This is a genomic window from Alphaproteobacteria bacterium, from assembly GCA_030740435.1.
Taxonomy (GTDB): domain Bacteria; phylum Pseudomonadota; class Alphaproteobacteria; order UBA2966; family UBA2966.
In genome coordinates, this window is sequence record JASLXG010000184.1 from 1 (window position 1) to 24,019 (window position 24,019).

Consider the following 24,019-nt stretch of genomic DNA (forward strand, 5'->3'; position numbering starts at 1 on the left):
GGTTGAGAACTACTTTGCCAAGATCAAGGAATTCCGGGGCATCGCCACCCGCTACGACAAGACCGATACCAGCTACGCCGCAAACTTGAACCTCGCCGCCACCATCATTGCCATGCGCTAATTGTCAACAGGCCCTAGTGCGCCCGGCGAAAGATTCGGTTACCCTCGCGCCAAAGCCGTCCCATGGAGGAGCTATACGGTGAGGGGAATTGCCAGGGGTTTACTCGCTACCAGCGTAGGATTTGTCCAGGAATTGTCATGACTCCGGAAAGTGCGGAAACCATTGCTCTCAAGGCGCTCGCCTTCATCGCCGCCGACGCCGATGAGCTCGAACGGCTGCTGGCCCGCAGCGGCCTGAGGCCCGAGGCGCTGCGCCACCTGGCCGGCGATCCGGCGCTGCTCGGCGGCGTTCTCGACTTTCTGCTCGAGCACGACGGCCGCCTGGTGGCCTTTTGCCAGGACGCCGGCTTGGCCCCCGAGGAGCCCAGCCAGGCCCGCGCCCGGCTGCCCGGCGGGGCGCCGGAAATGGTTTTGCCATGAGCCGTCAGGGCAGCAACGCCAGCACGCGCCCACCGCCGCCAGAGGTGGCGGCGCAACTGGCGGCGCTCAAACTCGACCCGGGCCGGCCGCTGATCATCTCGGACGCCGACGAGGTGTTGTTCGAATTCATGGCCGGCTTCGTCGCCTTCATCGAGGAGAGGGACTGCTATTTCGATTGGGCCTCGTTCGCGCTCACCGGCAACGTGCGCGACCGTGAAAGCAAAAGAGCGCTGGACCAGGACGAGGTGCACGCGCTTTTGCAAGATTTCTTCGATGCCCGTGCCGAACAGCTCGATCCCGTGCCCGACGCCGCCGAGGCCCTGGCGGCACTGGCCAAGCGGGCCCAGGTCGTGGTGCTCTCGAACGTGCCCAAGGATTCCTTCGCGGCCCGCCAGCGCAGCTTGCGCAACAACAACATGGACTATCCCCTGATCGCCAACTCCGGCATGAAAGGGCCGGCGGTGCGGGTGCTGGCGGAACAGGTGCAGGCGCCGGTGCTGTTTATCGACGACATCCCGCACAACCACACCTCGGTGGCCCGGGCAGCCGAACGCGTGATCCGGCTGCATTTCGTCGCCGACCCGCGCCTGGCCCGCCTGCTGGAGCCGGCCGAGGACAGCCACCATCGGGCCGACACCTGGCCGGCGGCCCGCGCCTTCATCGAGAACCACCTGGCCGAGGCCGGGTTCTGAACCCGGCCGCCAGAGAGAGACAACACTTGGGCCCAACATGAAAGTCCTCGCTCTCCTGTCACAAAAAGGCGGCGCCGGCAAAACCACCCTGGCCGTCCACCTCGCCGTGCACGCCCACTTGACCGGCGAGCGCGTGGCGCTGATCGACATCGATCCCCAGCGCTCGGCCGGTGACTGGTGGCGGGCGCGCGAGGACAAGGTGCCGGCGCTGGCGGAATGCCATCCCCGCCACCTGGTCGACGCCCTAGACCAGGCCGCCAAGCGCGACATCGGCATGACCATCCTCGACACGCCCCCGCAGGCCGGCCCGGTGGCCGAGATGGTGGCGGGGCTGGCCGGCCCCTCCTTGATCCCCTGCCGGCCCAGCCCCATCGACCTGCGCTCGACGCAGCGCACCGTCGAGATCGTCAAGAAAGCGAAGGCCCGAGCCGGCATCGTGCTCAACGCCTGCCCCCTGGCGCGGCGCGAGGGCACGGAACCCTCGATCACCCGCGAGGCGCGTCAGGGCGTGGCCGAGTTCGACATCCCCGTGGCCCCGGTCATCATCAGCCACCAGGCGGCGCTATCACATCCCACCATGGACGGCAGGACCTATATCGAGGTCTTCCGCGACGGCCGGGCGGCCTATGAGATCGGCGAGCTCTGGGCCTGGCTGGTCTACATGGTCAGGGACGCCGACTACCAGCCCAGCAGTTGAGAAATGCGGCGCATCGGGGTCGACCTCGGCGGCACCAAGATCGAGGCCATGGCCCTGGCCGGCGACGGCAGCATTGCCGCCCGCCGGCGCCTGGCCACACCGCGTGACGACTACGACGCCACGATCGATGTGGTTTGCGGCCTGGTGGACGAAGTCGAAAGCCAGGCCGGGGGGGCACAATCCAGCGTCGGCATCGGCATTCCCGGCACCATTTCCCCGGCCAGCGGCCTGATCAAGAACGCCAACTCGACCTGGCTCATCGGCCGGGCGCTCGACCGCGATCTGGCGGCGGCACTGGGCCGGCCGGTGCGCCTCGCCAACGACGCCAACTGCCTGGCGCTTTCCGAAGCCATCGACGGCGCCGCGGCCGGGGCGAACGTGGTGTTCGGCGTCATCCTCGGCACCGGCACCGGCGGCGGCCTGGTGGTAAGCGGCAAGGTGATCACGGGCGCCAACGCCGTGGCCGGCGAATGGGGCCACAACCCGCTGCCATGGCCCGAGCCGGCGGAGTTGCCGGGCCCGGATTGCTATTGCGGCAAGAAGGGCTGCATCGAGACTTTTCTCTCCGGCCCCGGCGTCGCTCGCGACCATTTATTGGCCACGGGCGAGAAACTCGAGCCTGCCGAACTGGCGGCGGCGGCCGAACAGGGCGATCCGACCGCCGGGGCCACTCTGGAGCGCTACGAGCTTCGCCTCGCCAAATCCCTCGCCACCATCATCAACGTCGTCGATCCCGACGTCATCGTGCTCGGCGGCGGCTGTTCCAACATCGACAGGCTCTACGCCAACGTGCCCAAACTCTGGGGCCGCTTCGCCTTCTCCGACAGTGTCAACACGCGCCTGGAAAAGGCCCAGCACGGCGATTCCAGCGGCGTCCGCGGCGCCGCCTGGCTGTGGCCCGAACCGCCCGAACCGCCCAAACGGGGACAGGGACCTTTTATTGCCTGTTCGCCAAAAAGTAACTGTTGATTTTCATATCCCAGCGTCACGGGCGCCTGTTTCCTGAGGTAGGCTTAATATCGGGGACAGGGACCAATTAATTACTGTTCGCCAAAAAGTAGCTGTCGTGTTTTCCAGTGGCCGGATCAGCCGTCGCCTTGGGTCTGCCGAAACGGCGCCCGGCGGCCGAGATGCTCGATTTCCTGGTCGATTTCCCGGCGCTCGTGTTCGAGGTAGTTCTCCACCGCCGCACGAAAGCCGCCGTCGCGGATCCAGTGGGCCGAATAGGTGTGTACCGGCACATAACCCCGGGCCAGCTTGTGTGGCCCCTGGGCGCCGGCCTCGACGCGGGCCAGGCCGTGGTCGATGGCGAACTCGATGGCCCGGTAGTAGCAGACCTCGAAATGCAAAAAGCGGTGCTCCTCCGTGCAGCCCCAGTAGCGGCCGTAAAGGCAGTCCGAACCGATCAGGTTAAGGGCACCGGCGATCCAGCGCCTATTGCGGCGCACCAGAAAGAGCGCAATGCGCTCGGCCATGGCCTGGCCCAGCAGGCTGAAGAATTCCCGGTTGAGGTAGGGCCGGCCCCACTTGCGGCTGCCCGTATCCATGTAGAAGTGGAAAAAGGCATCCCAGTGCTCCTCGCCAATGTCGGCGCCCTGCAGCACCACCAGTTCGAGTCCCTCGCCCAGGGCCTGGCGGCGTTCCTTGGCTATGGTCTTGCGCTTGCGCGCCGCCAAATCGGCCAGGAAGTCGGCGAAGGTTCCGTAGCCCCGATTGAGCCAGTGGAACTGCTCGCCGGTGCGTTGCAGCATGCCGAGCTCGCCGCCGCGAAGCCATTCGTCCCGGCTGCAGAAGTTGACGTGCAGCGACGAGATCTCGTGCTGCCGCGCAATCTGCACCGCCGCCGCCAGCAGGGTATCGCGCACCGCGCTCTGGTCGGGGCCCGGCGGCGCCAGCAGGCGCGGCCCCGGCACCGGCGTAAAGGGCACCGCCATCAGCAGCTTGGGATAATATTCGCCGCCGGCCCGCTCGAAGGCGTCGGCCCAGCCATAGTCGAAGACGTATTCGCCCTGGGAGTGGGACTTGAGGTACAAGGGCGCCACGCCCAGCAGCCGGCCATCGGCATCCTCCAGCGCCAGGTGCTGCGGCGCCCAGCCGGTCTCGGGCCGCACCGAGCCGCTCTCTTCCAGCGCCTTGAGAAAAGCGTGGCCGACAAAGGGGTTCTGGGTCCCGGCACAGGCATCCCAAGCGGCCGCGTCGAGGGAGGCGATGGCGTTGACGATCCTGGCGCTGACCGGTTCCTGCTCGACGTCGCCCATGATTCCCTAAATCGTTTGAGGCATCATTCTGTCATAGATACTAATTCGAGGGCAGCTCCCGGCAAGCGCAGCTGAGGCCGGACTTCCTCGAAGATGATGTTGTCGGCAAAATGGCCGGCGGTTTCCTGCTGCGCCGCACTCCTGACCGTATAGAGCAGCAACGGCAGGCGGTGGCGCAGGCGCTGGGCGGCGGCACAGGGCTGGCGCCCGACGTCGTCGACGATGAAGTGGGGCCGGCTGAGCCAGTTGAAGGCGAAGCGCCGGGCCAGCACCTTGGCGGGCCAACCGCCCGGCAGCTTGGTGTGGCGAAAATCACCCGAGATCTGGCCGCGGGGAACCGCCGGCGCCAGGCGGCGGAAGCGATAGAGCGACAACGGATTGAAGGACTGCACGGCGAAACGGCCGCGGTAGTCCCGCAAGACCTGCCAGGCCGCCGCCTCGAGCCGTCCCGCCCCCCGGGACGCTCCGGTATCGCGGGCCTTGATCTCGATCAGCAGCGGCACCCGGTCGGCCACCCGTTCGAGCACTTGGGCCAGGCTGGGAATGGCCTCGTCGCTGTCGGCCAGGCGCAATTCGGCCAGCGCCGCCGACGGCAACCCGTCGAGGCGGCCGGGCCGGGCCGTCATGCGCTCCAGGTCGTCGTCATGAAAGACCAGCACTTCACCGTCGGCACTGCCCAGGACGTCGATTTCGATGCCGTAACCGGCGGCGATGGCGGCATCGACGGCGGCCAGCGAGTTTTCCGGCAGGCCCGCGCCGTGCAGGCCACGATGGGCAAACGGCCGTTCGCTCAGCCAAGCCGGGGCGGAGGTCATGAAGGAGCTGCCGCTGGCCTCAGCGCACCTCGATGACGGCGTCGATCTCAACCGGGATGCCCATGGGCAGGTCGGAGGCGCCGATGGCCGAGCGGGCGTGGCGGCCGGCCTCGCCGAAGACCTCGACCAGCAGATCCGAGGCGCCGTTGATGACCTCGGGATGCTCACCGAAGTCGGGGCCGCAGTTGACCAGACCGAAAAGCTTGAGCCAACGCACGATGCGGTCGAGGTCGCCTTCGCAGGCCTCACGCGCCTGAGCCAGCAGGTTGAGCGCCGTCAGCGCCGCCGCTTCACGGCCCTCTTCCAGCGACACCCCTTGGCCCACCTTGCCTTGCAGCGGAATCACCGTGCCGCGCACCGGACCCTGGCCGGCGATGTGGACGATGTTACCCACCCGCGTCCAGCCCACGTAGGTGCCGGCCGGCGCCATGGGCTGGGGCAGCTCGTGTCCCAGCTCGGCCAGCCGGGCCTCGATGCGGCCGGCCATCACGCCACCTCGAAGACGGCGTCGATCTCGACGCTGACCTGGCGCGGCAGCGAGCCGGCGCCGACGGCGAAGCGGGCATGGCGCCCGGCTTCGCCGAAGACCTCGACCATCAGGTCCGAGGCGCCGTTGACGACCTCGGGATGACGGCCGAAGTCGGCCACCGCGTTGACGTAGCCACCAACCTTGAGGCAGCGCACCACACGGTCGAGATCCCCGCCACAAGCGGCCTTGACCTGGGCGATGATGTTGAGGCCGCAGATCCGGGCCGCCGCTTGCGCCTCGTCCATTTCGATGCCGGAGCCGACCTTGCCGATATGTTGCAGCTCGCCATCCACCAGCGGCACCTGGCCGGCGATCCAGACGTTATTGCCGCTCTGCACCCAAGGCACGTAATTGGCCAGGGCGGCCACCGCTTCCGGCAGCACGATGCCCAGTTCTTGGAGCCGCGATTCGATTTTTCCGGCCATGTTCTTCTCCCTCCCTCTACTTGAAATCCCTATCCGCCCGGCCGGCCGCCGGCACCGCCGCCCAGTTTGACCGCCACGTTCTTGGTCTGGACGTAATTGAGCAGCGCCTCCTGGCCCTTCTCGCGGCCAAAGCCCGAGCGCTTGGTGCCGCCGAAGGGCGTCTCGACGCCGCCGGCGAACCATTCGTTGACGAAGACCTGGCCGGCCGACAGCCGGTCGGCGGTCCAGTGCGCGGTTTCCAGATCGCGGGTATAGACGCCGGCCACCAGGCCGTAGTCGGTACCGTTGGCGATGGCCACGGCCTCTTCCGGTTCGTCGAAACCGAGCACCGCCAGCACCGGCCCGAAGACCTCGTCCTGGGCGATGGCCATGTCGGGGCCCACGCCGGTGAATATGGTCGGCTGCATGAAGTGGCCCTCGGCCTCGGCCCGGCGGCCGCCCACGGCGGCCTCGGCGCCGGCCTGGCTTGCGCCCAGGCAATAGCCTTCGACCTTGTCGAGCTGGGCCGCCGAGATCAGCGGCGTGATGTCGTGGCCCTCGATGCCGGGGCCGATGCTGAGTTCGCGGGCGCGCCCGCTCAGGCGTTCCACCACATCATCGTGGACCGAATTATGCACCACCAGGCGCGACTGGGCCGAGCAGACCTGGCCGGCGTGGGTGAAGATGCCGATGGCTGTCGAGGCCACGGCCTGGTCGAGGTCGGCATCGGCATAAACGATACCGGCCGACTTGCCGCCGAGCTCCATGATCGAGGGCAGCACGCGTTCGGCCGCCGCCTTGAGGATGGAGCGCCCGGTGGCCACGGAACCGGTAAAGACGATGTGGTCGACGTCGCCGTGGGCCGCGAGCGCAGCGCCGGCATCAAAGCCGTAGCCGCAGATCAGGTTCAGCGCCCCGGCCGGCACGCCGGCCCGGGCACAGGCCTCGACCAGCAGTGCCATGGAAAGCGGCGAGAGCTCGGGCGACTTGATGACCACGGTATTGGCCGTGGCCAGGGCACAGGCGATGGAGCGGGCGGCGATCTGCAGGGGGAAGTTCCAGGGCACGATCTGGGCCGAGACGCCGAAGGGCATGGGCACGGTGTAATCGACGTAGCCCTTGCCCAGCGGGATCATGCGGCCCTCGAGCTTGTCGGCGGCACCGCCGTAATAGGTGAAATAGCGCGCCGCCGCCAGCGCCTCGTTCTTGCCGCCGGCCATGGTCTTGCCGTTATCCAGGCACTCGGCGGTGGCAATATCGTCGGCCATCTCGGTCAAATTGCGCGCGACGTCGAGCATCATCTGGCCCCGCGCCGAGGGCCGCATGTCCACCAGCTCGCGGCTCTCGAAGACCTGGCGCGCCGCCGCCACGGCGGCATCCACGTCGGCCTCACGGGCCCGGGCGATGGTGGCGATCTGTTGGCCGCTGGCCGGGTTCTCGACGGCGATGGTGTCGCCGCCCGAGCCCTCGACCCAGGCGCCGCCGATAAAGTTCTGCCAGTGGTCTTTGATGTCCGCTGTCATGACGTTCCCTCGCGTGGCCGGCCGCCCAGTTTAGCCCGCATTTCTCACCGGGTCATGGATTGCTCGGCCTGGGGCCGCCCGGGCCGGGTCACGATCCAACTGGCGATGATGACCAACATAAATCCCAGCCCCAGCGTCAGGACGGCATCACCATAGTGCAGCGCCACGAAGATCAGCCCCCCCGACATCACCACCACGGCCGCCAGTTTGGCGCGCAGCGGGATGACGCCGTGATCGTGCCAGGCCCTGACCGGTGGTCCCAGCCGGGGGTGGTGGTAGAGCCAGTTCTGAAAGCGCGGCGAAGAGAGCGAAAAGGCCCAAAGCGCCATGAGCAAAAAGACCGTGGTCGGCAACAGCGGCAGGAAGATGCCGGCCACGCCGACCGCGACGTTGAGCCAGGCGAAAGCGAAGAAAAGGTGGCGCAACGTCGCACTTTGCCGCACCCGGACGGCCAGGGCAGACCTTGCGCCGGCGTTCACGGCCGCGTCGCCTTCAGGCGGCCGTGGTACCGCCATCAATAGGTAACGCGATGCCGGTGATCATGCGGGCTTCGTCGGAAGCCAAAAAGACCGCGGCATTGGCTGTGTCGACCTCTTCGGGCATGCGGCCCAAGGGGATGGTGGAGCGGAAGCGGGCCTTGGCTTCTTCCCAGTCGTCGGCCATGCCGGGCAGAAACTCCTTCAGCATGGGGGTGTCGGTGGCGGCCGGACACAGCGTGTTGACACGGATGTTCTCGGGCGCCAGCTCCAGCGCCAGACCACGAGTGAGACCATGGACACCGTGTTTGGCCGCCGTGTAGGGCGTGAAGTTGGGCCTCGCCATGAGGGCCTGCAACGACGAGGTAAAGAGGATGACAGCGCCGTTTTCGCTGGCCTGGGCGCGCTTGCGCAGCTCCGGCAACGCCGCCTGGGTCATGCGAAAGGGGCCCTTCAGGTTGACGTCGACGACGCGGTCGAGGGCGGCGTCGTCGATGCCCTCGAAGGTGCCGGAAAAGGGCGTGCCGGCGTTGTTGAAGAGGATATCCAGCCCGCCCCAGCGCTCGGCCGCCAGCGCCACGGCGGCCTCGTTCTGGGCCCGGTCCATGTGGTCGTCGTGGAGGTAGGCGCAGTTCTGGCCCAGCTCGTCGGCCAGGGCCTGGCCGGCCCCGTCGTCGAGGTCGGTGATGACGACTGAGGCGCCCTCTTCGACGAAGCGCCGCGCCGAAGCCGCCCCCAAACCCGAAGCCGCCCCGGTGATGATCGCAACCTTGCCTGCCAGTCTGGCCATTTCATGTTCCTCCCTGCTACCTTCCTGCGTCTTACACGACTGGCTACAGAGCGGCAAGAGAGCGGCAAGAGAGCGGCAAGGGAGGGTGACGATGGCGAAAATCGAGACGGTATTCGTCGAGGGAAAACCACGCCTGGCTTGCGACGTGGCGGGCAGCGGCGAGCTTGTGGTGCTGCTGCACGGCATCGGCGGCCAGCGCCAGAACTGGAGCGACCAAATGCCGGCCTTCGCCCGGCACTTCCAGGTGGTGGCCTGGGACGCCCGCGGCTACGGCTTGTCGGATGACTACGAGGGGCCCCTCGACTTCGCCGATTTCAGCGCCGATCTGACCCGCCTGCTCGATCATTTCGGCGCCCCCCGGGCCCATCTCGTGGGGCTCTCCATGGGCGGGCTCATCCTGCAGGATTTTTATGAGCGCGAGCCCCAACGGGCGGCCTCGCTGGTGCTTTGCAACACCCTCGCCAGCTTCGCCGAGATGCTGACGCCCGAGCAACGCGCCGAGTTCATCCGGCTCCGCCAAGAGCCCCTATTGGCCGGCGGCGAGCCCCGCGACATCGCACCCGGCGTGGCCCAATCCTTCTCCGGTCCCGACATCAGCGAGGCCCAGATGGCGCGCCTGGTGGCCTCCATGTCGGCGCTGCACAAGGAGAGCTACCTCAAGACCATCGTGGCCACCACCAATCACGAGCGCATCCCCGACCTGGCGGCCTTCGCGCTGCCGGTGCTGCTGGTCTTCGGCGAGCACGACCCCCTGACGCCGGTGGCCTTCGGCGAAAGCATGCAGGCGCGCTTGCCCGATTCCCGCCTCCACGTCATCCCCCGGGCCGGGCACCTCTCGAACCTGGAAAAGCCGGACGAGTTCAACCGCGTCGTGCTGGAGTTCCTACTCGCCCGATAATCGCCGAGGACCCTTTGTCTATTTGGCACCAAGCCGCCATTGAGGCGGCGGCCAAGCGCGCGGATGCGCGCGCCCGGCGAGGGCCCAAATAAGACTCGGCGGGGGAACCGGCGCACTTGGGTGGGGCGGGGGGACGGGGGGTCGGGGGTCGAAAGTTACTCTGCGGCGACGTCGAAGGTGTCGTTCTTGCGGGTCTTGGTCTCGTACATCTCGGCGTCGGCGCGGCGCAGGAGGTCGGCCTCGTCGCTGTTGGCGTCGTAGCTGGCCGAGCCGAAACTGGCGCGCAGCGGAATGCCGACGCCCTTGTAGCGGGCGTGGGCCTGGGAGAGCAGGCTGTGCAGGCGGCGCGCCCGGAAGAACCCTTCGGCCTCGCCGGTGTGGGTGAGCAACGCCGCGAACTCGTCGCCGCCCAGCCGGCCCAGCACGTCGGTCAGCCGGGTGTTCTGGCGCAGCACCTTGGAGACACGCCGCAGCACGGCATCGCCGGCGGCGTGGCCGTGGCGGTCGTTGATCTGCTTGAAGTCATCGAGGTCGATGTAGGTCAAAACCCCGGTGTCGCCGTGACGGCGGGCCGCCGCCAGCACCCTGCGCATCTGGGCGTCGAAGCCGCGGCGGTTCAAAAGTCCGGTCAGGGGATCGGTCATGACCAGCGATTCGAGGCGCTCGATCTTCTCGCGTTGATGGGAAATGCGCTGCTCGGCGGCGGCCACCACCTCGACCGCCTGCTCCAGCAGGCGCCAGGGCTCCTGGCGGGTGATGGCGGTGCGGTCGCGCAACGAGCGCAGCAGCTGGTCGGTCAGCGCGCCGGCCTGGCCCTTGGCTGGCACGGGACCGAAATCAATGGCGATACTCATGCGGGTTCCTCTCCCTTTCTTGTTTTCCGGCCGCACCCCACTCGCGGCCGGGGACAACGTCTGACGACTTTCTGAGTTCTTGCTCGCAAGGGCCATGCCAGTGAAAAGCCGCACGAAACCGCGGCCCAAGGCCCAATTTCCCCGGCAAAATCTGCCGCCCGGCAGCTTTGGTCGGGGCCGCCGGGAAGAAATGTCAGGGTGGTTTCAGGAAGCGCTGTGACGCTCGAGAAAATCGAGCAGCGCCTTCTCGGCCTTTGGCATCAGGCGGCTTCCGATCAGGCACCTTCGCGAAATTCGCGCCGCCGGGCTGGGACGCCAAGGACGTCATGATATATGCTGGCGCACGATCTGAAACTGGCGTTCGAAATGATCATGAAATACCTGCCGCCAAGGGCCTTTGCCCTGCTGACGTTGCTGACCGGGCTGACGGGGCCGGCGGCGGCTGGCGCCATCAATCTCGACCTCTTGTCGCACCGCGCCATCTACGAGCTCTCGCTGGCCAGTGCCGCCAGCGGCAGCGGCGTTGCCCGGGTCGAGGGCCGCATGGCGCTGGAATGGGTCCGGACCTGCGAAGGCTTCACGGCGCTGCAGCGCATCGGCATGCGCGTGGCCGACCTGCAAGGCCGCCAGATCGACAGCGACTATACGCTGTCATCGTGGGAATCGAAGCAGGGCGACATCTTCCGCTTCAACATCCGCAGCCTGGCCCGCGGCCGCAAGGAGGAAGCCTACAGCGGCCGCGCCACCCTGGCCGGTCGGGGCCAGGCGGGCAGCGTCAGCTTCAGCAAGCCCGACGGCCTCGAGGTCGCGCTCGGCGCCGGCACCGTCTTTCCCACCGAACACACCACCTTCCTGGTGCGCTCCGCCAGTGCCGGAGAACGCCGCATCGCCGCCCGCATGTTCGACGGCAGCGGCAAGAAGGGGCTCTTCGACGTCATCGCCTTCGTCACCGACGCCATGCCCGAGGGTGCCGCCGAGGTGGCCCACCCGGCGCTCGACCGTGTGCCGGCCTGGCGCATGCGCATGGCCTTTTTCCGCGTCGACCGGGGCGACGAGACGCCCGATTACGAGGTCGATTTCCGCATGTTCGCCAACGGTGTCGCCGACCGCCTGGTGATGGACTACGGCGACTTCGCCGTGGCCGGGCGGCTGAGCAAGCTCGAGCCCATGGACGAGCCGGGCTGCTAGATTCTCTCCGAGCCGCCCCGAGATAGCTGTTCTTCGGGCTCGGTTTTGCTTTGTCTCGAGAAAAGAGTTCAGCGCTGAACTAGTTTCTTTTGTTCCGTGGATACAAAGGCTTGTGGATCATGAGCCGATGGGAATCGGGAGCCGGCGAGCCGCCACCCTAGCCCGCATTTCTCACCGGGTCACGGGCAGCAAAGCCCCCAGGTGATGCGATCCGGAAGGAAAAGGTCGAAGAGCGTAGTGGTACTACGCTCTTCGACCTTTTCCGTAGCGGGCGCGCGCACAGGGACTCTGCGGGGCGACCCTCCGGGCGACGCTGTGGCGCCGACAGGGTGTGTCGCTGTGCTTGCCCGATGTCCCACATTGCGCGGCGCAGCGCTCCTACCCTGTCGACGCCACAGCGTCGCGCAGGCCATGACCCGGTGAGAAATGCGGGCTAAAGCACGTCGAACGTCGCCTCCTCGATCAGATCCCAATCGAGCTCGGCGCCCAGGCCCGGGCCCTGGGGCAGTTGCGCCTTGCCGTTCTCGATGACCAGCGGTGTGCCGAGACCAAAATCGAAATAGTCGGTGGGCCACAGGAGCTCGAAGAACTCGCTGTTCCTGAGCGCCGCGGCGCAATGCAAATTGACCAGCTCCAGCGGATGATAGATGGCGGTGTGGATCTCGCACTGGACGCCGAAGGCGTCGGCTAGATGCGCCGTCTTCATTGCGCCGGTGACGCCGCCGCCCCAGGAGACGTCGGCCCGGACGATGTCGACCACCCGCGTGGCCAGACACTCGGCCACTGAATAGGGCCGCTTGGCCAGCACCTCGGCACCGGCGATGGGGATGTCGAGCGCCCGGCTGAGCTCGCGCAAGCCGGAGAAATTCTCATCCGCCAGCGGCTCCTCGAACCAGTAATAGTCGAGCCGCTCGAGCTCGCGCCCCATACGCAAGGCCTGTTCGCTGGTATAGGCGGCGACGGGATCGCTCATCAGGGTGAAGTCGGGGCCCACGGCCTCACGCACGCAGCGGTGGGCCTCGAGGTCGAAGGCATAGTCGCCCGGCGGATGCAGCTTGTAGCCGGCCCAGCCGGCGGCCTGGACCTCGAGCGCCTGCTCGGCGTAGGCGGCCGGCTCGGGCAGCACCAGCGAGGACGCGTAGACCGGCACCTCGTCACGGTAGGCGCCGAGGTATTGGTAGAGCGGCTGGCCGGCGGCCTGGGCCGAGAGCAACCAGCAGGCCACGTCGAAGGGGCCGAAGCTGTAGATCGGCACGAGGTGCCACCAGCGGTCGCTGACCCGGAAGTCCTGCCAGTTACGCTCGCGATAGAGGGGGTCGCGCCCGAGAAAGAAGGGTTTCAGCGAGGTGGCGGCGATCTCGCCGGCTGGCCGGGCGCCACGCCCGGCGTAGCCGAAGGAGGACGCCGATAGCCCCTCGTCGGTCTTCATCGTGATCACCAGGAATTCCAGTTCCGAGCCCTGGCCGTCGCGCAGCTCGCCGCCCGTCATGCCGGACTGGTGGCGGCAGAGCCGAATTTCGATCTCGCTGATTTTCATGCCGCCCAGAATAGAGCACAAATTGGGCAGCGGGAATCGGCGGCTGTGCCCCCTATTCGATCTTGGCGGGGGCCAGGGGCTCGACCGGGATCTCCATCAGATCCTCGCCCCAGATGACGGTGCCCTCGAAGACGTTCATGATGTCGCTGACGACGCGTTCGCGGATGCCGGGTTGGTCGATCTGCTCCAGCATGTGGGTCAGCACCAGCGTCCTGGCGCCGGCCCGCTGGGCCACCTCGGCCACGTCCAGGTGGCTGCCGGTGAGCTCGCGGAAGAGGGGATGGGGCTCGGTGCCGCTCATGATGTAGGTCATGTGGATCAGCACGTCGACGCCGCGTGCCAGTTCCACCAGGCTCTCGGGTACGCCGCCTGAATCGCCGGAATAGCACATCGAGGCACCGTCGCCCTCGAGCCGGAAGGCATAGCAGGGCATGATCGGCTGCAGGTGCGGCACCTCGGCCACCGTGACCTTCCAGCCCTTGCCCTCGATGACGTCGCCGGCCTGGATCTCGGTGACCTCGGGCCGGGGCTTGGGGCGCGGCGGCGTGCCGCCGCGGACGCGAAAGATCTCGTTGCTGGCCGGATGTTCGGTGCGGCCCACGATGTCGGGCCAGAAGACGCCTTCCGGGCCGAACAAAAGCTCCGTCATGCGCCCGATGGGCGGCGGGCCGAAGACCTTGAGCTCGGGGATCTTGTCGGCGCCCAGGTCCCAGCGCTGCAGCACCAGACGGGGATAGTCGAGGCAGTGGTCGTGGTGGAGGTGGCTGAAGAAGGCGTGGCTGACCTCGCTCTGCTTGGCCCCCGATTCGATCAGGCGCTGGCCCGAACCGGCGCCCTGGTCCATGACGATTAGGTCGTCGCCGACCTCGATCAGATACCCCGAACTGGCCCGGTTGGGGAGCGGCTTGGGGGTTCCGGTGCCCAAAAGCGTGATCTTCATCGGCTGCTTCCTCGCATGGATTTCTCTCTCCGGCCTGGCCCGGACGGCGGGGCCAGGAACGACCTTTGGCTATCGCCGGTTTGGCTCCAGGTCGTGCTACACTTCCCCCCAGCGCGCGGCGCAGACGGCTTTTGCCGCCTGTCCTATTACCAGAACAGGTACCATGTCCGAAAAAAAATACCGCCTCGTCACCCGGGCCGATTTCGACGGTGCCGTTTCGGGCTGCCTGTTGATGGAATTGGGCATGATCGGCGAGGTGGCGTTTGCCGAGCCCAAGCAGGTGCAGGATGGCGAGGTTGAAATCGACGGCAACGATATTCTCACCAACCTGCCCTATACCGAAGCCGCCCACCTCTGCATCGACCACCATTTCAGCGAGGTCGAACGCGTGGGGGCCCACGACAACCTGGTGATCGATTCCGAGGCGCCCTCGGCGGCCCGGGTGGTCTACGAGCATTTCGGCGGCCACGACGCCTTTCCCGAGATCTCCGAGGAAATGTTGGCGGCCGTCGACCAGGCCGATGCGGCGCAATATGATGAAGCCGACATCCTGGCGCCCGAGCCCTGGACCATGCTCAATTTCATGCTCGATCCGCGCACCGGCCTCGACCGCTTCGGCCCCTACCAGGTCTCGACGCCGCAGTTCATGAAGGAAATGATGACCTATCTTCGCCACACCCCGGTGGCGGAGATCATGGCGCTGCCCGACGTCGAGGAGCGCCTGCACCTCTTCATGACCCATGCCGAGCTCTTCGAGATGCAGATCAAGGATTGCGCCAAGCTGCACGGCAACCTAGTGGTGGTCGATTTCCGCGGCCAGGATTCGATCTACTGCGGCAACCGCTTTACCGTCTACGCCCTCTACCCCGAGTGCAACATATCGATCCAAGCGCTGCCCTTCGGCTCGGACCACACCGTTTTCGCCGTCGGCAAGTCGATCCTCGACCGCAGCTCGCGCACCAACGTCGGCGAGCTGATGCTGAAGTACGGCGGCGGCGGCCACCGCGCCGTCGGCACCTGTCGCGCGGCCAACGCGGACGCCGAGCGGGTGCTGGGCGAACTGGTGGCCCGGATCACCGCCGACGGTTAGCCCGCGTAAACGAACATTTCCAGGTCGAGCTCAGCGCGCATGTCCGCCGTCATCTCCTCCTTGACCGCCTCGAGCGGAATGCCGGTGGCATCGGCGGCCCGGGGATAGGCGTTGAAGGCGGCGATCACCGCCGCGGCGTCGAGCATGGCGGCCTCGCCGAGACGCTCGGTGATGGCGGCCCGCGCCATCGCCGTCCGGGCCGCGTCGCGGCGGCAAACGCCGGCCGCGAAGGCGCTCAAAAGCGCCCCCTGGGGCACGCCGCCATCGCCCGCCGCGTCGCTCATGACGGCTGCGAGCTGGTATTCGTCGCCGCTGCTTTGGCCGCTCACCCGGAGCCGCGCTGCATGGCTGGTGGTTCAGTAGAAGCACTCAAGGAGGGCCGAACAGCGGGCCGCCAGGAACTCGATCTGGGCCCGCGAGATGGCCCTGTCCAGGCCCTCGAGCTCGTCGATACGGGGGTCGGGCAGGTAAAGCGGGTTCATGAGGTCCCAAAAACGCCGCACCTCGTCGGGCACCAGGGTCAGCGAGCGGCGAATGTAGAAGTGCGAGTCGTTGGCGTAGAAATCGGCGAAGTCGGGCGGCGCATCTTCGGGCGCGATGGTCGAGAGCCAGCCTGGGCCAAGCGTCGCCTCGGGCGGGCGCCGCCGCGCCGGCTGGCCAGCGCTACGCTTGGGAAATTCCGGCAAGGCGAGGCCGGCGCCGAAGGCGAAGGAATCGACGGTTTGGCTGATGATGGCGACGCTGACGATCTCGATAAATTCGTCTTCTTCGATCCCTGAATCGCGGGCCTGGCGGTACCATCTTTCGCTCAGACGGCCGGAATCGGTAATCAGCGGATGGATGACTTCGATCCAGGAATCGGCAAGCCCGCCGGCATAGTCGTGGCTGCCCGCCTCGGCGTGGGGCGAAAGCGCCTCTTTGCGGCGCCGGCAAAAGCCGCAGTTCCAGGCCTCGCGCGCCGCCGCCGCAATGGCCAGGCGTTGGGCACCGTCGAGCCAGGCGCCGCACTCGCCGAGGCGCCGCCAGGCCTCGTTCAGCGCTGAGCGCAGGTCCTCGCGCAGGTTCAGCGGCGCGGCGTCGAAGGGGTTCATCGAGGTTTCCTTTCAATCATCCGCCCCGGACCGCAAGCTTGGGCGACAATTCCGGAGCGGATTTTGCTGCCTTCGCCATCACGCCTCCCCGCTCTCCCCGGCCGCGATGAAGACCGCGATGCCGACCGCCTTGGGATCGACGATACAGGCTTCGCGGCAAAGCGCACAGCCGGCGCAGAGATCCTGGTCAATCACCGGTTTGCGCCCGTCCGGCCATTGCAGCGCGCCGGCGACCGGGCAACTGTCGGCACAGGCGCCGCACTCGGGGCCCAGATAGGGCAGGCACGACCGTTCGTCGATGCTGGCCACGGCCAACTTCGGCGGCACCACGGGTGCATTTTCTTTGGCGCCCGCCGGCAGCGCCAATGCGGCCGGTTCGCAGGCGCTGACGCAGGGCCAGTCCGGGCACAGACGGCAACCGCGATGGAGCAGATTCATGGCCGGTGTCCCGGCCGCCGTCAGGCCATGGCCGGACCTGAGTTTGAAGAGAACGTCATAGCCGCAGGCCTCGAGGCATTTGTCGCAGCGTGTGCAGCGGGCCAGGAACAGCGGCTCGTCGACGGCGAAGGGCGGCCTGATCCAACCGTCGGCGCGCAGGGTTGCCGCCTGGCCGGCCACCTCCAGGGCCACCTCGGCAGCCTTTTGCGCACCCAGTTTCAAGAGATCGCGGCGTTTCATTTCGGCCGCTTCTCGTTGTGGGCGCCGCGGATCTTGCCGGTCAGGGCGCGCCGGCGCTGGACGATGGTGAAGCCCACCAGCATGATCGCCAGGACCGCGAGCGCGATGCTGGTGGGTCCAAAGCGTGATGGCTCGCCGACCCGCAGGGGGAAATCGATGGCATAGGGCACACCAGCGGCCTCGAACTCGGCGCTGACGATGTATTCGCCGGCAGCTTCGAAGTGGACACCTTGGCGAAAGACCGCGTCGTCCGGTGATTGCAGGCCGAGAACCGAGCTGTGCGGACGATACCCCAACCAGGAAAACCACGAACCGTTGCGCACCTTGAAGGTAACCTTGCCGGTGAACGGCGGGCCGCCGTCGGTTCGCGGGAGATAGAGATTGATGCGCCCCGGACGCCCCGGACGCGGCTGGTCGGGAAAGACCATGTAGGTGGCGGTAAAGTCGCCGACCTGTATCTCCACCTGGATTGCCGGCGGTGTGTTGGAATCGCCGCTCAGGTCGTAACTGGGCCGGCCCAGCACGTGGTGCGCGAGCGCCAACTCCAGGGCCGCCGAACAAGCGACCACGACCATCAGGGCAAGGAACGAAAACCTCGCCATCGCTCAGCCCCGGCTCGGCGCGGTCCGATCGGCGCCGCCTTTGACGACCCAGATCGGTTTGCTGGGATGGGGACAGATCTCGACGCAAAGCCCGCAACCGACACAACCCTCTTTGATGACCGGCCGGTACTGGTTCCACATCTTGTGGCTAATGGCCTGCTTGCCCAAGGGGCAGATACTGACGCAGGCGCCGCAGACGCCACGGTCGACCCAGGGATAACAGGCGTCGCGGTCGATTTGGGCCAATCCCATGGCAACCCGTTCCCGAGGCACCACGCTGAGCGCCTCGGTGGGGCAGACCTCCATGCATTTGCCGCACAAGATGCAGCCCTTTTCCGCCGCATCGAGGAAAGGTGTATTGACCTTGGCGCCGCCGCCGCGGCTGTGAAAAAACAGGCAGCGCGGCGGGCAGACCTCGCCGCAAAGGCCGCAACCGATACAGGCGGCAACGAAGGCGGCGTCATCCGCCAGCGCCCCCGGCGGGCGCAGATAATTGCGGTTTTTTGCTGTCTGCCCGGGCGCCAGCAGCGGTGACGCGGCGTAAGGCGCGGCGCTGGCGGCCACCAGCGCGGCACCGGCGACGATCTTCTTGAGCAGCCGGCGGCGCTTCATGGCCCCGCCACCTCCGGCGGGCGGCGATGTTCACGGCCCAGGTGGCCCGGCCCCTGGGCGGCCACGTCGCTGGGCCTGATGGTGAACGTCAAGGCAGCCGTCGGGCAGATGGCGATGCAGGCGGTACAGTTGTTGCACTCCTGGCCGAAACCATCGGCCATGGGATCGAGGCCGAACTCGCAAATGACGTTGCACTTGGCGCAATCGTTGCAATTCTCGACCAGGCGGCGGATGCGCACCAGGCGGAAGCGCCCAAGCAGGGAATAGAGCGCCCCCCCGGGGCAGAGATAGCGGCAGAAACCTCGCCGCGCCACCAGCAAATCGAACAGCAGCGTGACCAGGAAAAACACCGTGCCGGCGCCAAATCCGCCCAGCGCGATGACATAGTAAAGCTCGCGGCCGATGATGGCCGGCGGATAGATGGTGGCGACCAGGACGACGCCGCTGGCCGCCGAGAGCACCAATCCCAAGACCAGCACGGCATATTTCAGCCGCAAGTCGAAGCGCCGGTTGCCCAGATCGAGGCCGGCCCAGCGCAGCCAGGAGGCAAAATTGCTGTTGAGTTCATAGATCAGCGTGGCCGGGCAGATCCAGCCGCAGAAAATGCGGCCGAAGACGGCGGTCACGGCCAGGGGGATCAGCGCCGTCAGCAGAAAGGGCCAATGAAAGCCCAGGCCGGCGGCGATCTGTCCCAGGGCGGCCAAGGGATCGGTGAGTCTGAGCGACCAGAACGTCCCCGACCAGGTGGTGCCCTTGATGGCATCCAGGTCCTCGGCCGGATCGTCGACCAAGGGCGCGGTCAGCATCTCCATGACGTCGTAGAGGCGCTTTTCCTCTGGCGCCAGCAAGTCGTAGGCGTGGGCTGCCACGTAGGTCTGGTAAAGGTGCACCAGCGGCAAGAGGACGAGCGTGGCCAGGACCAGGCACAGCACCAGCCAGCGCAGTTTGTTGAGGTGGCGCCAGAGCACGAAAGGCTGGCGGCCCTCAGCCATGGTCCGGAATGATGCGGATGGCCTGCGGCAATTGAATGCAGGAGCGTTCGCAAAGGCCACAGCCGACGCATTTGTCGGTGACGTGGGGCTGCTCGAGGCGGCCCACGGTGATGGCCACGTCGGGCAGCGGACAGGCCCGGTAGCAGACGCCGCAGGTCTTGCCCTGGAACGACAGGCACAGGCTTTCGTCGACCCGGGCCCGGCCCATCCTGACCTCGGCCAGGATGGCCCCCAATTCGCGCGCGATGGGTTTGAGGGCGCCGGTGGGGCAGGCGTCGCCGCATTTCATGCAAAGGATGCAGGCTTTTTGGCGCGGGATGAGGTGTGGCGTCTCGGCCGAAGCCCAGCCGTTCTCAAAGCCGAAAAACTTGATGGAACGGTTGGGACAGTTTTCGCCGCATTGGCCGCAACGGATGCAACGCGCCAGAAATTCCTTCTCGGCCAGCCCCCCGGGGGGCCGCAGGTACCTGAGCGAAGGCCGCCCCGGCGCTGCCGCGGCCGGGCTCGGCAGTGCCGCCGCCGCGGCCGCGGCACCCACCACCCTCATGAAAGTTCTGCGACGCATCCCTCGATGGCCAATAAATTAACCCGGTCAACCGTAGCCGTTCGTGCGGTCAGTCGTTCCCGCTTCGCAGCCCTCAGATCTTCTCAATTCGGGCGGCGCACTTCTTGAAGTCCACCTGCCCCGACACGGGATCCCAAACCCGGCTGGTAATGCCGTTGGCCAGCCATTTGTTCTTCTTGGGATCGGCGCTGTCCGCCACCGAGAGGTTCCAGGGCCCGAACATGTAGCCCCGGGGTACGCTGTTGCGGGCCGGCTTGACCAGGCTGTTGGTACCGACCTGGGCCCGGGCTTCGAGCGATCCCCGGCGCGTCACCACGCGCACCTTGTCGCCATCCTTGATGCCCAGATCCTTGGCGTCGTCGTCGTGCATCTCGACGTACATTTCCGGCACCAGGCGGCGGGTGGTGGGGCTGCGGTTGGACTTGGCCGTATGGAAGTGCTCGTAGACCACGCCCAGCCCCATCCAGTAGGGATATTTGTCCTTGGGCACCTTGTCCCAGCGCGTGCCGCGGAAATCCTCGTCCGGCATATCCGGCGTCAGCCCCTTGTCACGAGCCTCGACCATCAGATCGATGTGGTCGATGGTGTAAAGTTCCTCCTCGACACCGAACTGCATCAATTTCTCAGTCGCCGCCGCACGGTCGGAATAGTCCTGGCGGCAGAGTTTCATGTGCACCTTGCCGTCTTTGGTGCGGAAGTAGCCGTAGGGCCGGTTCTCCCAGCTTCCTTCCTGCATCATGAAGCGGCGCTTGGTGCCGCCGTTTTGAGCGGTCTCGTAGCTCGGCGCCGGCCATTGGATGCCGCGCAGCTCCTTGAGCTGCTCGTAGGGCGATATCTTGTCCAGTTTCTCGACGTCCAGAATGCCGGTGAGATCGGTGTCCGTGCCGGCCGAGGCGCGGATCACGTCGCGGAAAATCTCTTCGGGGTCGTAGAAGCCGTCGTCGCCCCGCTTGTAGGGCAGGACCTTTTCCATATCCAGCCCCAGCAGCGTGCCGATCTCCTTAGCCTTGTCGATGACCATGTCCAGGTCGGGCAGGCATCCCTTGGGCGGCTCGGCGGCCTTTTCACAAAGATTGATACGCCGTTCCGAGGAGATGTAGACGCCCGCCACCTCGCCCCAGGTGGCGGCTGGAAAGATCACGTCGGCATAAAGATTGTTGGGCGCGTGGCGATAGATTTCCTGCACCACGTTGAAGGTCTTGGCCAGCGCCGGGCGCACCAGATTGTACTGGTCGGGCAGATCGATGTGCGTGGCGTAGACCAGGAACATGGCCTTGACCTCGTCCTTCAGCGCCCGCTCCATCATGCCCACGGCATAGCCCGGGTTCTTGGAGTTCATGGCGTTGACCAGATTGGCCTCGGGCACGCGCCAGCTTTTGGCCATGTGCTTGCGATGGGTAGCGTCCGAGAGCGGTTTGTTGAAGGGCAGCCGCCCCGTCAAGCCACCGGTGAAACGCTCGCCCATGGCGTTGGGCTGTCCGGTCATGGAAAAGGGGCCGCAGCCGGGCTTGGCCAGATTGCCGGTCAGCGTCAGCAGGTTGATGATCGAGATGACGTTGTGCTGGCCGTGGACGTGCTGGTTGTAGCCGATACCCCACATGATGATGACGCCGCCATAGCCGCCTTTCTGCTTGCCCCGGGCCCTGGCCAAACGCTTGCGCGTGGCATCGGCGAACATGCCGGCGACGCGGCGGATGAGGGCCGGCGAGACGTCGTGATTGGGCCCGCCCATGCGATCCTGCACCTGTTCGGGGCTGTAATCCTCGCGGCACGCTTTGACGTATTCCTGCCAGCCGGTGGCATGCTCCTTGACGAAATCCCAATCGATGACGTCATCGTGGTCCTTCAGCAAAACGTGGGCCATAGCGTTGAGAAAACTGATGTCGCCGTTCAGGATCGGCACGTGCACGGTGTTGTCGGGATTGACGTCCTCGTAGCCGGTCAGAGTGCCGGTGCGGCGCGGGTCGACGACCACGGAGGGAATGTTCTTCTTGCGTTTGTAATCGGCGGCGCGCCAGAAAATGATGGGGTGCGATTCGCGGGCGTTGTGCCCGAAATGCATGATCATGTCGCACATTTCGATGTCTTCATAAGCCAGCGGCGGCGTATCCGAGCCCAGCGTCGCGAAATAGCCGGTCACAGCCGAGGTCATGCACATGCGGGCATTGGCCTCGATGGTGTTCGAGCCCAATACGCCCTTGAGGAACAGGTTCTCGAGATACTGCCCCTCCATGGTCAACTGGCCCGAGCCATAGAGCGCCACCGAGTTGCCGCCATATTTCTTGGCGAAGTGGGCGATCTTGTGCGCCACCATCTCGGAGGCGTCGTGGTAGGGCACGCGTTGGAAGTGCTCCTCGTCGAACGAGTCCTTGGTTTGGGAGACGAAATCGAGATCGCCGTGGCCGCTTTTTTTCCATTCCTTCCAGACGTCCTTGCGCACGTAAGGATCGCCTTCCATGCGATCGACGTACATGGGCTCGGCCGCCGTCAGGCCCTTGATGCACTGCAGGCCGAAATTCGTCGGATGGTCCTTGTCGGGCCGCATCGAGACGATCTTGCCTTTTTCGACTTGGATGATGGTGCCGCAGCCGACGCCGCAGTAGGGGCACTGGGCGATCGCCGTGGTGCGCTCGTCCTCGGTTTCGGCCGCCTCGGCGGAAGCGATCTCGAGTTCCGGATTGGCGCCCACCAGCAGGCCGGCGCCGGCCGCCGAGGCGGAGGCCGAAACGAAGGCTCCGGTTTTGAGCAAATCCCGGCGCGACAGAGTTCTTTTGCTGCGTTTCATTTTCTACGCCTCCTTATTTCTTACCAAGACTGCGCAGATAGACGATGATGTCGTCGATCTCCTGATTGGTCAGATCGGCCAACCCAGCCGGCCCCTGAAAGGCCAACATGCGGGTATTGGAGCGGCCCTTTTTGATGGTTTCCCGGATGAAGCCGTCGGTGACCTTGTTCAAAAAACCGGCCGATCCTATGGCCGTACCGGTGCCGCCGGCCTCGTAACCGTCGCCGCTGACGCCATGACAGGTGGAGCAGATGTTGTTGTACCAGGTTTGTCCCAGGCGGGGATCACCGCGGGCGTCGGGCTGGCCGTCCACTTCCTTGGCCCGGTTCGGCTTTTGCTCGTGGAAGCGCAGAAAGGCCACGATGGCACGGACTTTCTTGCGCCCCAAATGGGCAAACGGCGGCATCCCCGTATCCTCCCGGCCATCACGGATTGTGGCCTCGAAAAACTTGTCCGTCGAGATGCTCAGAAGTTCCTGATTGGTCAACGACGGCGCCACACCAGGCGAGCCGATGGCGTCGGCCTGATGACAGACCTCGCAATTCTCGACGAACAGTACCTTGCCCAGTTTCAGCGTCGATGGAGACGCCGTGGCGGCCTGGCTGGCGGTGCTGAAGGTGGCCCAGGCCAGGCCGGCCAGGCCGGCGAACATCACTTTGAATGCGAACATGTTCTCTCCCTACCCTCTGCGATCTCGAGCGCCCCACGTTGGGCCGTCAATCCGACTAGTCGTCCTTGCCCCATCCATCGTCCTTGGAAGGAGCCGCCATGTCCAGGTGGCAGGAACGGCAATCCACCTTTTCCTCTTCCATCCTGTCATGCAGCGCATCCATCACCGCCTCCTCGTCGAAGCCCTCGGGTAGCGTATGGACGATTCCCTGATGGCATTCGATGCAGGTGGTGCCCCACTTTTCGGCCAACCCGTGCATGGTGCGGGCCTGGATATCCTGCACCTGGCGGTTCATGTATTCGATGCCGTGGCAGTTCCGGCACTCCCGCGAATCAGTACCTACCATATCGTTCCAGACGTATCCCGCCAACTGCAACCGCTTGGCGTTGAACTCGCCCGGGGTGCTGATCGATCCCATCAGCCAGTGAAACAATTCGTTGGTCGCGCCGATCTTGCGGACGACCTTGTGAATCCATTCCTTGGGCACGTGGCAGTCGGGGCACGAGGCCCGCACACCGGTGCGATTGGTGAAGTGCGCCGATTTACGGTATTCCCGGTAAACGTTCTCCTCCATGACATGGCAGGATATGCAAAAGGTCTCGGTGCTGGTGGCCTCCAAACTCCAATTGAAGGCGCCCCAAAAGAGTATGCCGGCCACGAACGCGGCTAGGATCGCAGATAGCGGACGGCTGCTGACGGTGGTTTGCAAGAACCGCAATAGCACGACCAGCCATTCCGGTCGCGCCCACGACCGGCGCAATATCTGGCTCTCTTCGCGTCCCGCCATTTCCCC

27 protein-coding genes are annotated in these 24,019 nt (G+C 66.0%); 8 read left to right on the plus strand and 19 right to left on the minus strand.

Going from position 1 to position 24,019, the window contains the following annotated elements:
• The 5 genes from QGG75_17790 to QGG75_17810 form a co-directional block, all read left to right on the plus strand.
• The coding region (locus tag QGG75_17790) for an IS5/IS1182 family transposase (GenBank protein ID MDP6069081.1) at positions 1–121 on the plus strand (121 nt) is incomplete at its 5' end.
• A gap of 137 nt (positions 122–258) precedes the next feature.
• Positions 259–540: a DUF3572 domain-containing protein gene (locus tag QGG75_17795; protein ID MDP6069082.1), complete on the plus strand. Its 282-nt coding sequence runs from the start codon at positions 259–261 to the stop codon at positions 538–540.
• Positions 537–1,232, plus strand: a complete 696-nt coding sequence (locus QGG75_17800) for a hypothetical protein (GenBank protein ID MDP6069083.1) — start codon at positions 537–539, stop codon at positions 1,230–1,232. Before QGG75_17795 ends, QGG75_17800 begins: the two co-directional genes overlap by 4 nt.
• A gap of 37 nt (positions 1,233–1,269) precedes the next feature.
• Entirely contained in the window at positions 1,270–1,929 is a 660-nt protein-coding gene (locus QGG75_17805; GenBank protein ID MDP6069084.1) for an AAA family ATPase, read from the plus strand.
• A 3-nt stretch (positions 1,930–1,932) separates the two neighbouring features.
• Positions 1,933–2,898 (plus strand): ROK family protein, encoded by a 966-nt coding sequence (locus QGG75_17810; GenBank protein MDP6069085.1) that lies wholly within the window; start codon positions 1,933–1,935, stop codon positions 2,896–2,898.
• Between the two features lie 116 nt (positions 2,899–3,014).
• Here QGG75_17810 and QGG75_17815 read toward each other — a convergent pair whose 3' ends face one another.
• The 7 genes from QGG75_17815 to QGG75_17845 are packed head-to-tail and all read right to left on the minus strand — an operon-like array spanning position 3,015 to position 8,724.
• On the minus strand, positions 3,015–4,187 hold the full coding sequence (locus QGG75_17815) for a GNAT family N-acetyltransferase (GenBank protein MDP6069086.1): 1,173 nt from the start codon (positions 4,185–4,187) through the stop codon (positions 3,015–3,017).
• Between the two features lie 23 nt (positions 4,188–4,210).
• Complete coding sequence (locus QGG75_17820; protein ID MDP6069087.1) at positions 4,211–5,002, minus strand: glycerophosphodiester phosphodiesterase family protein; 792 nt, start codon at positions 5,000–5,002, stop codon at positions 4,211–4,213.
• Positions 5,003–5,021: 19 nt separating this feature from the next.
• A complete protein-coding gene (locus QGG75_17825) occupies positions 5,022–5,489 on the minus strand; it encodes a RidA family protein (GenBank protein MDP6069088.1) in 468 nt (155 codons plus the stop codon).
• Positions 5,489–5,956, minus strand: a complete 468-nt coding sequence (locus tag QGG75_17830) for a RidA family protein (protein MDP6069089.1) — start codon at positions 5,954–5,956, stop codon at positions 5,489–5,491. The genes QGG75_17825 and QGG75_17830 overlap by 1 nt, the downstream gene beginning before the upstream one ends.
• A gap of 29 nt (positions 5,957–5,985) precedes the next feature.
• Positions 5,986–7,458, minus strand: a complete 1,473-nt coding sequence (locus tag QGG75_17835; protein ID MDP6069090.1) for an aldehyde dehydrogenase family protein — start codon at positions 7,456–7,458, stop codon at positions 5,986–5,988.
• A 44-nt stretch (positions 7,459–7,502) separates the two neighbouring features.
• Positions 7,503–7,937, minus strand: coding sequence for a YbaN family protein (locus tag QGG75_17840; protein ID MDP6069091.1), 435 nt, complete (start codon positions 7,935–7,937; stop codon positions 7,503–7,505).
• A 13-nt stretch (positions 7,938–7,950) separates the two neighbouring features.
• Positions 7,951–8,724 carry a glucose 1-dehydrogenase gene (locus tag QGG75_17845; protein MDP6069092.1) on the minus strand — a complete coding sequence of 258 codons (774 nt, stop codon included), beginning with the start codon at positions 8,722–8,724 and terminating at the stop codon, positions 7,951–7,953.
• A gap of 91 nt (positions 8,725–8,815) precedes the next feature.
• Here QGG75_17845 and QGG75_17850 point away from each other — a divergent pair, with 91 nt between their 5' ends.
• Positions 8,816–9,622, plus strand: a complete 807-nt coding sequence (locus QGG75_17850; GenBank protein ID MDP6069093.1) for an alpha/beta fold hydrolase — start codon at positions 8,816–8,818, stop codon at positions 9,620–9,622.
• Between the two features lie 155 nt (positions 9,623–9,777).
• Here the strand turns inward: QGG75_17850 and QGG75_17855 are convergent, their stop codons facing one another.
• Positions 9,778–10,476, minus strand: a complete 699-nt coding sequence (locus tag QGG75_17855; protein MDP6069094.1) for a GGDEF domain-containing protein — start codon at positions 10,474–10,476, stop codon at positions 9,778–9,780.
• A 333-nt stretch (positions 10,477–10,809) separates the two neighbouring features.
• Here QGG75_17855 and QGG75_17860 point away from each other — a divergent pair, with 333 nt between their 5' ends.
• Positions 10,810–11,664, plus strand: a complete 855-nt coding sequence (locus QGG75_17860; GenBank protein ID MDP6069095.1) for a DUF1849 family protein — start codon at positions 10,810–10,812, stop codon at positions 11,662–11,664.
• A 433-nt stretch (positions 11,665–12,097) separates the two neighbouring features.
• Here the strand turns inward: QGG75_17860 and QGG75_17865 are convergent, their stop codons facing one another.
• On the minus strand, positions 12,098–13,201 hold the full coding sequence (locus QGG75_17865) for an enolase C-terminal domain-like protein (GenBank protein MDP6069096.1): 1,104 nt from the start codon (positions 13,199–13,201) through the stop codon (positions 12,098–12,100).
• 52 nt (positions 13,202–13,253) lie between these two features.
• Positions 13,254–14,141 carry an MBL fold metallo-hydrolase gene (locus QGG75_17870; GenBank protein MDP6069097.1) on the minus strand — a complete coding sequence of 296 codons (888 nt, stop codon included), beginning with the start codon at positions 14,139–14,141 and terminating at the stop codon, positions 13,254–13,256.
• Between the two features lie 163 nt (positions 14,142–14,304).
• On the opposite strand from QGG75_17870, the gene QGG75_17875 reads away from it, so the two are divergent.
• Entirely contained in the window at positions 14,305–15,231 is a 927-nt protein-coding gene (locus QGG75_17875) for an exopolyphosphatase (protein ID MDP6069098.1), read from the plus strand.
• Here the strand turns inward: QGG75_17875 and QGG75_17880 are convergent.
• The 9 genes from QGG75_17880 to QGG75_17920 all read right to left on the minus strand — a co-directional run bounded on the left by QGG75_17880 (position 15,228) and on the right by QGG75_17920 (position 24,013).
• The gene (locus tag QGG75_17880; protein MDP6069099.1) at positions 15,228–16,322 is read right to left on the minus strand and encodes an alkylhydroperoxidase-related (seleno)protein; all 1,095 of its coding nucleotides are present in this window, start codon (positions 16,320–16,322) and stop codon (positions 15,228–15,230) included. The genes QGG75_17875 and QGG75_17880 overlap by 4 nt on opposite strands.
• Before the next feature lie 78 nt (positions 16,323–16,400).
• Positions 16,401–17,000: a hypothetical protein gene (locus QGG75_17885; protein ID MDP6069100.1), complete on the minus strand. Its 600-nt coding sequence runs from the start codon at positions 16,998–17,000 to the stop codon at positions 16,401–16,403.
• Entirely contained in the window at positions 16,997–17,602 is a 606-nt protein-coding gene (locus QGG75_17890; protein MDP6069101.1) for an MmcQ/YjbR family DNA-binding protein, read from the minus strand. The genes QGG75_17885 and QGG75_17890 overlap by 4 nt, the downstream gene beginning before the upstream one ends.
• Positions 17,603–17,605: 3 nt before the next feature.
• On the minus strand, positions 17,606–18,214 hold the full coding sequence (locus QGG75_17895) for a 4Fe-4S dicluster domain-containing protein (protein ID MDP6069102.1): 609 nt from the start codon (positions 18,212–18,214) through the stop codon (positions 17,606–17,608).
• Positions 18,211–19,206 (minus strand): 4Fe-4S binding protein, encoded by a 996-nt coding sequence (locus QGG75_17900; protein ID MDP6069103.1) that lies wholly within the window; start codon positions 19,204–19,206, stop codon positions 18,211–18,213. The genes QGG75_17895 and QGG75_17900 overlap by 4 nt, the downstream gene beginning before the upstream one ends.
• A complete protein-coding gene (locus QGG75_17905; protein ID MDP6069104.1) occupies positions 19,199–19,771 on the minus strand; it encodes a 4Fe-4S dicluster domain-containing protein in 573 nt (190 codons plus the stop codon). Before QGG75_17905 ends, QGG75_17900 begins: the two co-directional genes overlap by 8 nt.
• Positions 19,772–19,844: 73 nt before the next feature.
• On the minus strand, positions 19,845–22,556 hold the full coding sequence (locus QGG75_17910) for a molybdopterin-dependent oxidoreductase (GenBank protein MDP6069105.1): 2,712 nt from the start codon (positions 22,554–22,556) through the stop codon (positions 19,845–19,847).
• Positions 22,557–22,569: 13 nt separating this feature from the next.
• On the minus strand, positions 22,570–23,226 hold the full coding sequence (locus QGG75_17915; GenBank protein MDP6069106.1) for a c-type cytochrome: 657 nt from the start codon (positions 23,224–23,226) through the stop codon (positions 22,570–22,572).
• 55 nt (positions 23,227–23,281) lie between these two features.
• Entirely contained in the window at positions 23,282–24,013 is a 732-nt protein-coding gene (locus QGG75_17920; protein ID MDP6069107.1) for a NapC/NirT family cytochrome c, read from the minus strand.
• Between the last annotated feature and the right edge of the window lie 6 nt (positions 24,014–24,019).

Coding starts and splice junctions, on each gene's coding strand:
- QGG75_17795 (MDP6069082.1), top strand. CDS start 259: ATGACTCCGGAAAGTGCGGAAACCATTGCTCTCAAGGCGCTCGCCTTC.
- QGG75_17800 (MDP6069083.1), top strand. CDS start 537: ATGAGCCGTCAGGGCAGCAACGCCAGCACGCGCCCACCGCCGCCAGAG.
- QGG75_17805 (MDP6069084.1), top strand. CDS start 1,270: ATGAAAGTCCTCGCTCTCCTGTCACAAAAAGGCGGCGCCGGCAAAACC.
- QGG75_17810 (MDP6069085.1), top strand. CDS start 1,933: ATGCGGCGCATCGGGGTCGACCTCGGCGGCACCAAGATCGAGGCCATG.
- QGG75_17815 (MDP6069086.1), bottom strand. CDS start 4,187: ATGGGCGACGTCGAGCAGGAACCGGTCAGCGCCAGGATCGTCAACGCC.
- QGG75_17820 (MDP6069087.1), bottom strand. CDS start 5,002: ATGACCTCCGCCCCGGCTTGGCTGAGCGAACGGCCGTTTGCCCATCGT.
- QGG75_17825 (MDP6069088.1), bottom strand. CDS start 5,489: ATGGCCGGCCGCATCGAGGCCCGGCTGGCCGAGCTGGGACACGAGCTG.
- QGG75_17830 (MDP6069089.1), bottom strand. CDS start 5,956: ATGGCCGGAAAAATCGAATCGCGGCTCCAAGAACTGGGCATCGTGCTG.
- QGG75_17835 (MDP6069090.1), bottom strand. CDS start 7,458: ATGACAGCGGACATCAAAGACCACTGGCAGAACTTTATCGGCGGCGCC.
- QGG75_17845 (MDP6069092.1), bottom strand. CDS start 8,724: ATGGCCAGACTGGCAGGCAAGGTTGCGATCATCACCGGGGCGGCTTCG.
- QGG75_17850 (MDP6069093.1), top strand. CDS start 8,816: ATGGCGAAAATCGAGACGGTATTCGTCGAGGGAAAACCACGCCTGGCT.
- QGG75_17855 (MDP6069094.1), bottom strand. CDS start 10,476: ATGAGTATCGCCATTGATTTCGGTCCCGTGCCAGCCAAGGGCCAGGCC.
- QGG75_17860 (MDP6069095.1), top strand. CDS start 10,810: ATGCTGGCGCACGATCTGAAACTGGCGTTCGAAATGATCATGAAATAC.
- QGG75_17865 (MDP6069096.1), bottom strand. CDS start 13,201: ATGAAAATCAGCGAGATCGAAATTCGGCTCTGCCGCCACCAGTCCGGC.
- QGG75_17870 (MDP6069097.1), bottom strand. CDS start 14,141: ATGAAGATCACGCTTTTGGGCACCGGAACCCCCAAGCCGCTCCCCAAC.
- QGG75_17875 (MDP6069098.1), top strand. CDS start 14,305: ATGTCCGAAAAAAAATACCGCCTCGTCACCCGGGCCGATTTCGACGGT.
- QGG75_17885 (MDP6069100.1), bottom strand. CDS start 17,000: ATGAAACGCCGCGATCTCTTGAAACTGGGTGCGCAAAAGGCTGCCGAG.
- QGG75_17890 (MDP6069101.1), bottom strand. CDS start 17,602: ATGGCGAGGTTTTCGTTCCTTGCCCTGATGGTCGTGGTCGCTTGTTCG.
- QGG75_17895 (MDP6069102.1), bottom strand. CDS start 18,214: ATGAAGCGCCGCCGGCTGCTCAAGAAGATCGTCGCCGGTGCCGCGCTG.
- QGG75_17900 (MDP6069103.1), bottom strand. CDS start 19,206: ATGGCTGAGGGCCGCCAGCCTTTCGTGCTCTGGCGCCACCTCAACAAA.
- QGG75_17905 (MDP6069104.1), bottom strand. CDS start 19,771: ATGCGTCGCAGAACTTTCATGAGGGTGGTGGGTGCCGCGGCCGCGGCG.
- QGG75_17910 (MDP6069105.1), bottom strand. CDS start 22,556: ATGAAACGCAGCAAAAGAACTCTGTCGCGCCGGGATTTGCTCAAAACC.
- QGG75_17915 (MDP6069106.1), bottom strand. CDS start 23,226: ATGTTCGCATTCAAAGTGATGTTCGCCGGCCTGGCCGGCCTGGCCTGG.
- QGG75_17920 (MDP6069107.1), bottom strand. CDS start 24,013: ATGGCGGGACGCGAAGAGAGCCAGATATTGCGCCGGTCGTGGGCGCGA.